The sequence below is a fragment of the Rickettsia endosymbiont of Oedothorax gibbosus genome, assembly GCF_936269705.1.
Lineage (GTDB): Bacteria > Pseudomonadota > Alphaproteobacteria > Rickettsiales > Rickettsiaceae > Tisiphia.
Map to the genome: position 1 here is coordinate 2,449,092 of NZ_OW370493.1, position 13,411 is coordinate 2,462,502.

Consider the following 13,411-nt stretch of genomic DNA (forward strand, 5'->3'; position numbering starts at 1 on the left):
CTTGTCTACTGCGTTGTGTAGCACATCGACTTCCACTACCAATATCATTTCAGGGCTATCACGTTCACCATTTGGTTTCGGCTCGGATGTTTCGCTGTCTACGCTTTACTACTGTCGTTACCTTCAGCAGCACAAGACTCGCTATATGGTGGAGCTAGCTACTCCTTCCATAACAGGACTTTCACCCGTAAGATTAATGCACCTTATCTTGACGCACACACAAATTAAATGATTGACTCTTATTTACCTATGGCTTTGATCATATCAAAAATGCTTTTTATCAATCTACAACAGCCATAACGCAGCTAATATCCACATTATTAATACCTCCCAAACAAAAACTTTTTTCTATCCTAATACCATCTTTACAAAAATTGTAAGGTACTATGGACAGCAATTGCAAATATGACATTATAGATACATAGAGAAATTTTAGCATTGTGATCCACTCAACTTTAAGACGAATAATCTATTTTTCTGTTAAAGATTTGTATGTATTTTCTTGAATTCTATAAATATTTTTATACAAACTTATCATAATTCACGTTATTGTAATCAATTTGGTAAAAACCAACGGTTAGCAATAAATAAGTCTATTGCTCTAGAAAAAGCTTTTGATAGGTCGAATCTATATTGGCGGGACTCTGTAATCTCGTTTGCCAGCTAATATCTCCCATAACATTTCCATTGATTCAAAGAAAAAAAGGTCTACTAAACTTCTTATTCGTTCCCATAACGATCCTAATCTACCAAATTGCTCCCTCATTTCTTGAAATAATTTATCAACTAATTGGTGTATTTGATGAATAGTAAATGCTAACAAAGTAAAATTGTAGAAATTATAACATAGATTCTCAGAACCATGACCGTAATTATGTTCTATATTATAACCATGATTCTTTAAGCTATTAAAGCATTCGTTCTCTATTTTCCAACGTGCTCTTGCTCCGTCTATTATTGTTTTAGCATTATCTGAGGTGATTTCTAGATCAGTAATCCATTTACCATAATACTGACTTTTGTTACTACCATCTTTCTGCGGCACTAGCTCCCATGCCGCTATATAATTTGTTCTTACCTTAGTGCTAGTAAATAATTCAACATCATTAACCCATTCAATTATCAATTTGTTCCTTCTAAGGCTCAATGTCTCTATCTTTGATTTATCTACAGATTGAACATTATCCATTAATGTCTTATGATTATTGGGTTTTACTTTAAAAATATAATTAGCTTTATGATCACGAATTGTTTCTATCACTGGAGTTGTTGCATATAAGGCATCAGCATTGATTATTATCCCTAATTTATCATGATCCTTTCTAAATCTTGTCAAAAATCTCTTGAAAGCATTCGTCTCACAATCCTCTTTCTCATCACCATCTTGTACACGAATTTCCTCAGGCATTACCAGCAATTCCAAATATGACATTATGGATACATAGGGAAATTTTAGCATTGCGATCCACTCAACTTTAAGACGAATAATCTATTTTTCTGTTAAAGATTTGTATGTATTTTCTTGAATTCTATAAATATTTTTATACAAACTTATCATAATTCACGTTATTGTAATCAATTTGGTAAAAACCAACGGTTAGCAATAAATAAGTCTATTGCTCTAGAAAAAGCTTTTGATAGGTCGAATCTATATTGGCGGGACTCTGTAATCTCGTTTGCCAGCTAATATCTCCCATAACATTTCCATTGATTCAAAGAAAAAAAGGTCTACTAAACTTCTTATTCGTTCCCATAACGATCCTAATCTACCAAATTGCTCCCTCATTTCTTGAAATAATTTATCAACTAATTGGTGTATTTGATGAATAGTAAATGCTAACAAAGTAAAATTGTAGAAATTATAACATAGATTCTCAGAACCATGACCGTAATTATGTTCTATATTATAACCATGATTCTTTAAGCTATTAAAGCATTCGTTCTCTATTTTCCAACGTGCTCTTGCTCCGTCTATTATTGTTTTAGCATTATCTGAGGTGATTTCTAGATCAGTAATCCATTTACCATAATACTGACTTTTGTTACTACCATCTTTCTGCGGCACTAGCTCCCATGCCGCTATATAATTTGTTCTTACCTTAGTGCTAGTAAATAATTCAACATCATTAACCCATTCAATTATCAATTTGTTCCTTCTAAGGCTCAATGTCTCTATCTTTGATTTATCTACAGATTGAACATTATCCATTAATGTCTTATGATTATTGGGTTTTACTTTAAAAATATAATTAGCTTTATGATCACGAATTGTTTCTATCACTGGAGTTGTTGCATATAAGGCATCAGCATTGATTATTATCCCTAATTTATCATGATCCTTTCTAAATCTTGTCAAAAATCTCTTGAAAGCATTCGTCTCACAATCCTCTTTCTCATCACCATCTTGTACACGAATTTCCTCAGGCATTACTGGTATTACTTGTCGTAACCCAAATTTTACAATAGCCCCTTGTAATACTTGATGACAATGATATTGGTTATTTTTATGCCCTCTAATTAGGCAACGTTTACAACTCACTTTATCAGAGCTGTAATATTGTGTACCATCAACATTTAATAAGTATTTACCAGGAAATATTTGATATTGTTCTAGATGCTTCCCTCGTTGTAATTTACTAAATAATTCTTTGAAAATAGGTCTAAACGTTACGTCACTATCTACTTGGTCTATTACGTTCCTCATCCCCTGATCGCTAGGAAGCGATTGTACTGTAAACATGCTACGCAGATTATTACGTTGTTCCTTCCTTTCCATACGCCTTTGAAATTCTAGCAAAGATACTGATTGAAAATACATACACGCCAAACCAGATAACATAATATCTGCTATACTATTACTACTATTTACACCCCTTCTATCTTCTATACCAGCAAATCTATCTGCAATCATACTTCTGATTGCACTAAAACTTAAATGTTTCTTTGAATGCATAACTTGATACCAATATTATATTGATATTATCTTAGATAATTTATCCAACTTTGACTACTTTTTTAACTATTCCTCTACGAAAAACTTATTCCATATCCTTTTACTTACCTTCCTTCTATGACATATTTGGAATCGCTGTTATCTATAAGACTTATAGAGTTTTGCCGGACAGACTAGCTTTAAATCAATTTGAAATACTTTGTGGAGATTTTAAATATGATTTATTGGAAAATAAAAAATGAACTTTGTGAGTAGACCTAACCAATTGCTTGGTTAAGCCCCTCCTCAGAACCGGACATGCAGAGCTACCGCATCCGGCTCCCGAAAGGTAAGATAGGCTTGTACCCTATTTTTTTTGTTGGTTTTAGAACATTGAAATGGTCTTCCACTTATTTGGAAAGTCGACCCTTTTGAGTATTTCAGCTAATCTTTGCCAATTCATCTTACGCTTCCCACCCATTCTATTAAACCACCCATATATTGCTCGCCTAGTTTGGTGAATAAATGAACTTACTCGTCTTTGATTATCTGATATACCATGATAATTGATCCACCCCTTTGTAGCTCTAATGACTTGCAATAATATCTGTTCTTTGCCCCTCTCATTAAGGTGACTTCGTAGATATTCTCTTAGCCCTTTAAGCTTCTCGGTAAATCGATCTTTCCTTGTGGTATATTTTAATCTCCATATGTTACCAAACCTTGATTTACCCCAATAGCAAGTAAAGCCAAGAAAATTATAACTCTTGATCTTCTTACCTTGCTTAGCTAAGTCCTCAGCATGGTATCTACCGGACTGAATCATCTGCGATTTAGCTTCATTGATGTTCAAGCCATACTTGTTTAATCTTTTGGGCAAAACCTCATAAAACTTCCTCGCGTCTTCTTCATTCTCAAAGACGAACACCATATCGTCACAATACCTCACCATTCCAGTTTGCCCTCTTATGTTTTCCTTGCTGATTTTAGCAAACCAACAGTCAATAACATAATGTAGGAAGACATTTGCCAAAATTGGTGATGTTTTAGACCCTTGGCGGCATCCTTCCTTGTTAGTAACTGTAATGCCGTTTTCTATAATTGGTGTTTCCATCAGTTTCATAACTAGTCTTAGGAATCTTTTGTCAGATATTCTCTTTCTTAGGAATCCCATCAACTCAGAATGTTTGATTGAATTGAAGCACTTAGTTATATCAATTTCAACTACAGCTCCTTTATTGAAGTTATACGTAAGTCTATTCAACTCCTTAAGTGCATCATGGGCGTTTAATTTAGGTCGAAACCCGTAAGAACATTTTAAGAATATTGGCTCGAACACTGAGTTTAATATCTTGCTTACTGCCGACTCGATTATCTTGTCTTCAAAGCATGATATTACCAAAGGTCTTTTGCCTCCATCTTCTTTTGGAATCAATGTAATTCGTGCAGGTTTAGCTTGATATTGCCCCTTGCGAATTTTAGTAAGGAGCGAGAGCAAATTTGCTTCCAACTTCTTACCATAAACCGCTTTGGTTATACCATCTATTCCTACAGCTTTCTTGCTATCAAGTTCCTTATATTGTTCTTCTAACATCTTTAAATCAATAATATGTCCAAGATTATTAAACTTTATGTCTTGATTTTGTGATGATAGCAACTTTATACGCTCAAGTTTCGTTGACCATGTATTTCCGTCTATGCTGTGTACGGTCATTGTTTCCCTCTTACGTTCTTACCTTTCTGTCAGCCCTTCGCTCCACTCCCATTACGAAGCTTCATCACTACTACAACTGACTCAGCCATCCTTAACACCATCTCCAAAGCCTTATGTTTCGGCACTTGTACTTTGAATACTTACTTAACTCAGTAAGAGTTATAAGGACTTCTCAAGTTGTGTCATTAATCTCTACAAACTCGCTGACGCCTGAGACCCCGATGGTTGAAAACTTTCGGATTTTCGCTAGTTTGACCTCTAGTTTTCTCTTGTCTACTGCGTTGTGTAGCACATCGACTTCCACTACCAATATCATTTCAGGGCTATCACGTTCACCATTTGGTTTCGGCTCGGATGTTTCGCTGTCTACGCTTTACTACTGTCGTTACCTTCAGCAGCACAAGACTCGCTATATGGTGGAGCTAGCTACTCCTTCCATAACAGGACTTTCACCCGTAAGATTAATGCACCTTATCTTGACGCACACACAAATTAAATGATTGACTCGGGTTTATTTTTTCTGAGTAAGAGAATGAATAAAAGATTTGCTAAGACCAGTTACAGCAGAAATAAAAGCAACATCAGAGCCTTGAGCTAACATTTTCTTTGCTATTTCAACTCTCTCTTCAGCTTTACCTTCAGCTTTACCTTCAGCTTTACCTTCAGCTTTACCAACCTGGATGCCTTGGACTATACCTTTTTCTATACCCTCATCAATATATTTCTCAGCAATAGTTCTCATAATATTCCCCTCTTCTGTTGCAGTTAAATGACTCGCTATTAGCCTCTCTAGCTCTTGTTGCTTACCTTCTTCTATCTTAGCCTCACTATACCATAAAAACGATCTTATGTAAATATAGCCTGTTGACTTATCTATACTAATATAGGATTTAAAATTTGTTAAAAGTTCATCCCACACCTTCAATATATCTCGCTGCTGTACATATTTCATCATATATTCTAACATGCCAAAATGTTGCTTCTGCTTTATCTCATCATCAGACATTGATTGTAAATCTATTAGCTTATAATCCTCACACATCAATTGCTTTGCAAGTTTGGGATCGCTAAATAATTCAAACAAATTCTTTGGCACATTAAATCTTCTAGTACCATGATAAAACACCATTGGTACTATCAACGGTATTTTATTTCTACCTTTTTTATGTCTTTCAGCTAATAGCAACATATATTTCCATAATTTGAGTGCCATCCAATATTTTGGTCTTATCTCCGCCTCAATCAACACATACACAAAGGCTTGCTCATTATCTTTAGTCTTAACAGAATAGACTAAATCACTAAGAGCTCTTTTTAGGTCATCCTCAACAAATGATTCTTTCTCTATTGTTATTTTGGTTAAATCAACTATTTCCTTAACCTCTTCTGGTAAATAATGCTCCAAAAATTCTTGAGCTGCTATTTGATTGACCATTATCTTTTTAAATAATGCATCATGTTTTAGTTGAGTTGACATATTCTTGATTAGTTAATTATTATTATTTTTAATATAACCTATATAGTAGCTTTAACTATTATTCCCTGGTTTTTCTGAGTCTCTGCTGCATTTTGTAATTCATTTTTTATTTCCTTACCTATTACTGATTGTGGATTAATATATTGCATCACTTGTTTATCTTTGCCTATGGCAACTAAGTAATCTTCTGGTACGGCGTAGCTTTTACCTCTAAAATCATTTATTACTATATCGCAGAATCTAACATTACCTAAATTATAATTAGGAGCAAACTTATTTTTCATTATTTGCAAATCTTTTGTTATTTTCTGCTCAATAGCTTTAGAACAACTATTCTTGCTATAGAGAATAAAAGACTCTATGCCTTTTTCCTTATATATTTGCAAGGCTGTATTTATGTTCTCCTTAGTAGTAAATCTTTCCAATGATTTTATTTGCCATTGAAACTTCTGTAATATATCGTGATTTGCTGATTTCCCAAGTTCTAGTTCTATAGATTTGATTTGTGATTTATTATTGTCAGCATTATTAACTGGTTTTAATGACTCAGTAAATTTAGTTGTTTTTTCGTTTAGTGTTTCATTTGATATTAATTTTGCTATTTCAGGTTCTATAAACTTTTTAATAGATTCTGCTCCTTGAGCTTTGAGCATATCATTAAAATCCCCCATATCTTGCGGCATTATTACTGATACTACTGCACCCTTAGCTGTTAATTGTTCTTTAGCTTTAATGACACTACTAACTGATACACGTCAGTTCGGGATAAGATATAGATGAAATAGTAATAGATAAAAGGATTGTCAAAAAGGAGTGCCTGCAGTATTTATATTTTTAAACAAAAAAACAAACTACAGGCATGAAAAAAGATATCACAGAATTATATAGTTTTATAGATGATTTTTGTAAAATTTATTTGGAGTATGAACAGAGAAAGTTATTACCATCAAATAAGCAAAGAAATCGCTGTTGTAGCATGAGTCTAAGTGAAATGTTAACAATAATAATTATGTTTCATACATCCTATGCTAAGAATTTTAAATTTTTCTATAAAAGTTATATAGAGTGCATGCATAAGGATGATTTTCCCAAAGCCTTGAGTTATAATAGATTTGTTGAATTAATGGCACGATTATTCATACCGCTAAATATGTTGATTCATTTGTTGTTTGGTGAGGAAACAGGTATTTATTTTATTGACTCTACAACGATTAAAGCTTGTCACAATAAAAGGCGTTATAGCAATAAAGTTTTTAAAGGATTAGCCAAACATAGTAAATCCTCTATGGGGTATTTTTATGGTTTTAAATTACATGTAATAATCAATAATAAAGGGGAGTTTATGGCATTAAAAGTGACCAAAGGCAATGTAGATGATAGGGTTCCAGTACCGGAGTTAACAAAAAGATTAACTGGAATTATAGCAGCTGATAAAGGTTATATTAAGCAAAATTTGTTCTTAAATTTATATGAAAGAGGCTTAAAAATGATTCATGGAATTAAGAAGAATATGGAAAATAAATTAATGGATTTGAAAGAAAAAATCTTACTTCGAAAGCGTAACTTAATTGAAACAGTTTTTGATTATCTAAAAAATAAAATGAACCTTGAACATACTAGACATAGATCACCAATAAATGCCTTTGTCCATATATTATCTACTCTTGTTGCTTACTCATTAAAGAAAAATAAACCTTCAACAAAATTTGATTTTAATCTACATGTTCACAATATCCTTATCCCGAATTGACGTAATTTCTGTTTATCATTATTTTCCTTTACCATTATAACCTCCTTCTTGTTAAATGCTGTTAAGCCAAGCTAATTTTAAGTTGGAGGGGTAATAGAATTACTCTCCTAAACGAGGTCTCTCATACACTTAAGTTATGTATGATGCCATCAATGATATTACCAAAACTCCAAAACCATGCTACCAAACGGCTGTGATCAATGCACCAGTGAAATTGACGATTATAGCTTAATATTAGCTTGGTTATTTCATTTTATAGAAGTATCGCAAATAATACAGATGCTGCTTAATGGTTACTGTTAAAAATGATACTACGTTGAAGTGTGGTACAGAGCCAGTTTCTTATATTTTGTTGCGTGGTGCTTAGCACCAATGTTTAGGCTACCAACAGAGTTGATTATGTTGTTAGCAATAACAAAACTCAAAAATCTTCTAAAGCTGTACAAGATGAGTTTGGTTTTCGGTAGGTAATTGAGAGCATGCATAGAGAAATTAAGCAATTACTGTATAGAACGTTGCCAATGCAGAAAACAGCGTATCCAATGTAATCACATTAGTTGTACATTTCTAGTTTGGGCTTTTAGATGATTATATGCAACAACAGTTCCGTTCTCCATCTTTACCCTATTTAGAACCTTCTATAGCATAAGTTTTGTAAGTTTATTATGTGACATGTTCTAAACAAAATTGTTGACTTGTCCATTTTATAGACATAATCTTAACCAAGAGGGTAATTGATAATAAGAGGAGGAGGGTATTTTAATGGAAGAGTCGAATGATCTTGGATTTTTTCAAGTAAAAAAATCAAGAATTCATGGTTTTTTAAACGCCGTAACGGGAGTAAACATGAGTGATAAAGTGCTGATAGATGTGGTTATTGATGAAGATGAAGGTAATAAAATCGTCATATTAGGTCGTCCTCCGGTCTCAGGCAGCTCTAAAAAACAGATGCGTCATGTTACTCCGTACTCTCTTGTAGAACTTTTCATAAAGTCAAAGGTGCAAGATGAAGATGTTTTAACAGGAAGAGTATTAACTCGTTTAGTAAATCCTATGAAGATATTTGTATCTGATCAACTTGGACTATGTCTTAATCGTCAAGAGTATGATGACCTTAAAGCAGCATTGCAACTTGCTGAAGATGAAGATTTCTATCATGTTAAGATAAAGAATGTAAGAGGAGGAGCATATAAATATTTAATAAATGACAAAAAAATCATTGAAAAAATAAAAGAAGATAATCTTTTTGATGAGGAACAGGTAGAACAATTTAAGGCAAATTATACAAGAAGTATGGGTAAGTTTATTGATTACTCTATAGATTCACTGCAGCAAGCAATCCAAGATCAAAACACAATAGGTATTGCCTATGAAGCTATTGGAAGATTAATGTTGACTCTGTTTAGTCAAATGCTTTACACTGCGTTTCCTGAAGAAGGAAATACTTTGATCAATGAAATTCGTTATTATTCTTCAGCGGCGAAAGCTAAAGAACCTAGAGGGCATGAATTTGAGATATTAACTCATGATGAGGCAGCAGAATTAGCAAAAGGAGGTAAATTACAGACTGAGAAAAAACAAGATCCAAAGGTAAGAATTGTACAAAATGAAGGAAATAGAATTAAAAAAGTGATAGATGCGTTGAAGGCAATAAATAAGATTATATCTTTAGTCAATGATAGAGATGATGATGTGGAGATACAACCAAAAATTATGGAATATAATGAAAAGTATAACACTAAAATAAAAATCAGAGAATTAGAAAAGGAATTAGAGGATCGTTATAATGGAAACGTTTCCCTTCAAGTTATGATGCAATATGTAGAACAACAGTCAGGGGATTTAGATTATGTAAGGTATCATATAGCAAAACACTTATACGATGCATTCGATTTTAAGCCTTTAGAAGAAAAGGTGTTAGTTCCAGCAAATGAGTCGGATAAAAAAGTTCAATCTATAAGACTAATTAATGTGCTTCCTTCTGCAGAAGGAAGTAGAAAAGCAGCTTATCATGTTAAAGATGGAGCAGAGTATAGAAAGGATCAGATAAATAGTGCTATAGGTTATAATGATAAGGTAGTGTTCAGGGAAGAAGATTTAAATCCCTCTTTATTAGCTAAGAAAATTATAGATCATGCTTATCTATCGATATTGCCTTTTAAGTCATTTCAAGAAGGTTTTAAAAATGCTGGTGATGAAAATTATGTAAGTGATAACTATCCTTTGGAGATATTAAAAGCTTTTTCTGGATTAGCCATCAAGGATTATGGTATAGAAAATGATGAACAACAAGATTTTATGAATACTCTTAATCAAGAAACCGATAAAATAGGAATGTTTTATAGTGGTGATGAAGCTCATCATTCGTTTCTTACTAGCGGAGAAGTTGAAGCGGCTGAGTTATATGGCGTAAATGTTGATTTTAGTTAAAAAAATACATAGAGGAGTTGAATTATGCATAGAAAAAAAATGTTAGAATATGAATCAGCAAGAGAGCACCTTACAGAATTTTTAGCTGAGTCAGTTAGGAATAATAGGTTAGATAGGATTGCCAATTGGGTTCAAACGCGATTCTATGATAAAAAGCCTGTAATTACTCAAGAAAGAAAAGAAGCTTTTTTTGTAGCTGAAAGAGATGTCTTAGGTGGATTTCTCGGAAGAGGTAAAATAGAAGAATTTAAGAAATTACTTGGAGTGTTCGATGAGTTTAATCAACGTACTCCTCAGTTGAAGGAATTAGAATTTAAGGTATTGACTGATGCCATAAAAGATGCTCAGAAGTTTGTTGTAGGTAATAAAGAATGCCAGGAAGTTATTAGTAATATTATACTTACTTCATTCAATGATTTACGTGAGAACCAGGAATTTAAAGATAGATTTGAAGAAATAGATAACTTGTTGCATATAAATTCGCTAGGAGAGACTACCTTAGTAGATGTGGCAGGTTCTAGTTCTGCATTTGTAGAATAGCTATAGAGCCATCAATCAAGCAAAATGCTGCAAAGTTGTATACAAAGAAGGTTATATCTCAATCAAATCATATATTTGTTTCAATCATTGCGTTTTGCAAGGTTTAGATGTTTCAATTAAAAATTTGTATAAACCACTTTGCATTAAAATATAAATTGATTCTTAGAACAAGTTAGGCAGCAATGAGAGGATATTGGCAAAGTAGTAATAAAGTAAAATTTTTGTCATATTTTGAGGATATATAGTCTGTCCGGCAAAACTCTATAAGTCTTATAGATAATAGGTTTTAATGGCAGAAAATAATAAAGAAATCCATAAGAAAATGTTAAAATATGCTAATAAACCTTATGGATTTCAGTCAATATGCCAATAGAAAATATTATCAAATCACAAAAACAAGGAAAACTTTTTGGTTATAAATTAAAAGAAGAATTAAACTCAAATAACAAGCTATATAAATTAAGAGAATTAATAAATTGGTCTGGTCTAGAAGAATGGTTATCAAAAAATGTTTCTATTAAGAGATTTGGTAGAAATAGAAAATGTCATAGAGTGATGCTTGGTGTAACGATGCTACAAGCAATGTATAATTTTTCAGATTCATTATCAGAGGAAGAACTAAAAGAAAACATGTATTGGCAATATTTCTGTGGGTGGGAATATATAGAAACAGATATAGCGATGTCGGAAACTAGCATAAGAAGATTTCGTAATTTATTAGGTGAATCTGGATATAACGAGATATTAGCAGAGTTGATAAGGGTTGGAATAAGAACTAACACAATTAAAAAAAAGATTTGGAATTGATAATCGCTGATACAACGGTACAAATTAAGAATATCAAGCACCCACATGATGTATATTTAATGGATAAAGCTAGGCTTAGTATTGTGAAGCTTTGCCAAAGTTTGGGTATAAGTTTAAACGAAACCTACGCTAGAACCTATAAGCGAGATATAATAAAGCTCTGGAAGTATAAAGAGCATAGCAAAGCCAAGAAGCGTTGGAAAATAATGAAGCATTTAAAAACGTTACTTGGTCGTTTGGTTATAATATGTGAGCGTGAGATAAAAAATCAGAAATTAAACTTATCTATCAGAGATCAAGAAGTATTGAAAAAAGTAAAACAAATACATAGCCAATCTGTTTTAAAAAGAGAAGAGAAAAAGCAATACAAAGAACAGAATAAAATATTGTATAGTTTTCATGCCCCTGAGGTAGAGTGTATAGTGAAGGGAAAACGAAACAAGCCATATGAGTTTGGCAATAAAGTTGCGGTAGTAGTCAGTGGTCTTAGAAATTTTGTACTGTCAGCAAAATCGTTTCATAATAATCCTTATGATGGTCATACATTGCAGCAGAGTTTTGAAGCGGTAGAAAATGTAACTGGAATAAAGATAAAAAAATCGTTTGTTGATCTTGGTTATACTGGCAGCAATGTTAAATTGGACTTTGGACAAAAACCCCTGTTTTTTCACAAAATAGAAAGTTTTATAAAAAACTAGTATTATAAGTTAACGCAGTGCTATAGAACCAATAATAGGGCATTTGAAACAATATGGCAGGATGGGCAGAAACTTCTTGAAGGGTATGATAGGAGATGTGATCAATCCAATAATCTCTGCTATAGGTTTGAATTTACGATGTATTGCCAATCATTTACACATCATGCCTAACTCTACATAAAAAAATTATCATTAAAAAACTTGCTAAACGATTAAAAAAAAATCGTTAACAATAAGCTCATGTAAAAATTTTACTAAAACAGAAATTTTTCAATAAAATTGAAAACAATTTTTAATTTTAGTGCAAATATTAGAATTTTTTTTGTAAAAATTTTATTCAATCATAGATTATGGGGGCTTTAAATATTTTTGGCGGACCGACTTTCTAATTTGACGATTTACAGATTCTATAGTGTTAGTAGTATAAATTACCTTTCTGATCTCTTCAGGAAAGGCAAAAAACGGTATTATCCCAGACCAATTACGTTGCCAAATATCAGAAATTACCGGATATTTTTTATCCCATTTTACACCAAATTGCTGAAGTTTTAAACGTGCCATTTCGTCATTATTAGCTGTATAAATTTGTTTTAGATCTGATGTGACCTCTTTTAAATCTTTATATGACACATACTTTACTGAATTGCGAACCATATGTACAATACATAATTGTACTATAGTACTCGGGAATACGCTGCTTATAGCTTCTGGAAAGCCCTTTAAACCATCCACACAAGCAACATAAATTTGTTCAATTCCTCGATTCTTTAACTCAGTAACTACTTGCATCCAAAATTTAGCACCTTCATTTTTGCCTATCCAAATGCCAAGTAACTCCTTTTTCCCTTCTATATTTACAGCAAGTGCTAAATATACTGCTTTATTTATTACTATGTGATTGTCTCTAGATTTTACATAGATACAGTCCAAGTATAATATTGGATACACCCTATCTAAACAACGATTTTGCCACCTAGTTACTTCTTCTATCACCCCATCTGTTATGGTGGATATCAAGTCACCAGATACATCAGTTTGATCATAGTACCCCACACTTTTATAC

General features: G+C 32.6%; 10 protein-coding genes and 3 pseudogenes. 7 read left to right on the forward strand and 6 right to left on the reverse strand.

Going from position 1 to position 13,411, the window contains the following annotated elements:
• Nucleotides 1-628: 628 nt before the first annotated feature.
• From NBW66_RS13445 to NBW66_RS13465, 5 genes are all read right to left on the reverse strand, one after another.
• The gene (locus NBW66_RS13445) at nt 629-1,432 is read right to left on the reverse strand and encodes a transposase (protein ID WP_250311277.1); all 804 of its coding nucleotides are present in this window, start codon (nt 1,430-1,432) and stop codon (nt 629-631) included.
• Nucleotides 1,433-1,648: 216 nt separating this feature from the next.
• A complete protein-coding gene (locus NBW66_RS13450; protein WP_250311217.1) occupies nt 1,649-2,953 on the reverse strand; it encodes a transposase in 1,305 nt (434 codons plus the stop codon).
• Nucleotides 2,954-3,317: 364 nt separating this feature from the next.
• The gene (locus NBW66_RS13455) at nt 3,318-4,646 is read right to left on the reverse strand and encodes a reverse transcriptase domain-containing protein (protein WP_250310618.1); all 1,329 of its coding nucleotides are present in this window, start codon (nt 4,644-4,646) and stop codon (nt 3,318-3,320) included.
• A 511-nt stretch (nt 4,647-5,157) separates the two neighbouring features.
• The gene (locus NBW66_RS13460; RefSeq protein WP_250311272.1) at nt 5,158-6,123 is read right to left on the reverse strand and encodes an Rpn family recombination-promoting nuclease/putative transposase; all 966 of its coding nucleotides are present in this window, start codon (nt 6,121-6,123) and stop codon (nt 5,158-5,160) included.
• 38 nt (nt 6,124-6,161) lie between these two features.
• Nucleotides 6,162-6,806, reverse strand: coding sequence for a hypothetical protein (locus NBW66_RS13465; protein WP_250311278.1), 645 nt, complete (start codon nt 6,804-6,806; stop codon nt 6,162-6,164).
• 176 nt (nt 6,807-6,982) lie between these two features.
• On the opposite strand from NBW66_RS13465, the gene NBW66_RS13470 reads away from it, so the two are divergent.
• From NBW66_RS13470 to NBW66_RS13490, 7 genes and pseudogenes are all read left to right on the forward strand, one after another.
• Nucleotides 6,983-7,873, forward strand: a complete 891-nt coding sequence (locus tag NBW66_RS13470) for an IS982 family transposase (protein ID WP_250310582.1) — start codon at nt 6,983-6,985, stop codon at nt 7,871-7,873.
• A gap of 380 nt (nt 7,874-8,253) precedes the next feature.
• A pseudogene (locus NBW66_RS15365) lies at nt 8,254-8,522 on the forward strand (IS701 family transposase); the annotation flags it as partial.
• A gap of 113 nt (nt 8,523-8,635) precedes the next feature.
• On the forward strand, nt 8,636-10,303 hold the full coding sequence (locus tag NBW66_RS13475) for a hypothetical protein (RefSeq protein ID WP_250311279.1): 1,668 nt from the start codon (nt 8,636-8,638) through the stop codon (nt 10,301-10,303).
• 24 nt (nt 10,304-10,327) lie between these two features.
• Complete coding sequence (locus NBW66_RS13480; protein WP_250311280.1) at nt 10,328-10,843, forward strand: hypothetical protein; 516 nt, start codon at nt 10,328-10,330, stop codon at nt 10,841-10,843.
• Between the two features lie 11 nt (nt 10,844-10,854).
• Nucleotides 10,855-11,019 (forward strand): annotated as a pseudogene (locus NBW66_RS15370) (IS701 family transposase); the annotation flags it as partial.
• A gap of 187 nt (nt 11,020-11,206) precedes the next feature.
• Nucleotides 11,207-11,650, forward strand: coding sequence for a transposase (locus tag NBW66_RS13485; RefSeq protein ID WP_250311281.1), 444 nt, complete (start codon nt 11,207-11,209; stop codon nt 11,648-11,650).
• On the forward strand, nt 11,647-12,348 hold the full coding sequence (locus NBW66_RS13490) for a hypothetical protein (RefSeq protein WP_250311282.1): 702 nt from the start codon (nt 11,647-11,649) through the stop codon (nt 12,346-12,348). Before NBW66_RS13485 ends, NBW66_RS13490 begins: the two co-directional genes overlap by 4 nt.
• 354 nt (nt 12,349-12,702) lie before the next feature.
• On the opposite strand, the pseudogene NBW66_RS13495 reads toward NBW66_RS13490, so the two are convergent.
• Nucleotides 12,703-13,392 (reverse strand): annotated as a pseudogene (locus NBW66_RS13495) (IS256 family transposase); the annotation flags it as partial.
• Between the last annotated feature and the right edge of the window lie 19 nt (nt 13,393-13,411).

Coding starts and splice junctions, on each gene's coding strand:
- NBW66_RS13445 (WP_250311277.1), bottom strand. CDS start 1,432: ATGTCATATTTGGAATTGCTGGTAATGCCTGAGGAAATTCGTGTACAA.
- NBW66_RS13450 (WP_250311217.1), bottom strand. CDS start 2,953: ATGCATTCAAAGAAACATTTAAGTTTTAGTGCAATCAGAAGTATGATT.
- NBW66_RS13455 (WP_250310618.1), bottom strand. CDS start 4,646: ATGACCGTACACAGCATAGACGGAAATACATGGTCAACGAAACTTGAG.
- NBW66_RS13460 (WP_250311272.1), bottom strand. CDS start 6,123: ATGTCAACTCAACTAAAACATGATGCATTATTTAAAAAGATAATGGTC.
- NBW66_RS13465 (WP_250311278.1), bottom strand. CDS start 6,806: ATGCCGCAAGATATGGGGGATTTTAATGATATGCTCAAAGCTCAAGGA.
- NBW66_RS13470 (WP_250310582.1), top strand. CDS start 6,983: ATGAAAAAAGATATCACAGAATTATATAGTTTTATAGATGATTTTTGT.
- NBW66_RS13475 (WP_250311279.1), top strand. CDS start 8,636: ATGGAAGAGTCGAATGATCTTGGATTTTTTCAAGTAAAAAAATCAAGA.
- NBW66_RS13480 (WP_250311280.1), top strand. CDS start 10,328: ATGCATAGAAAAAAAATGTTAGAATATGAATCAGCAAGAGAGCACCTT.
- NBW66_RS13485 (WP_250311281.1), top strand. CDS start 11,207: ATGCCAATAGAAAATATTATCAAATCACAAAAACAAGGAAAACTTTTT.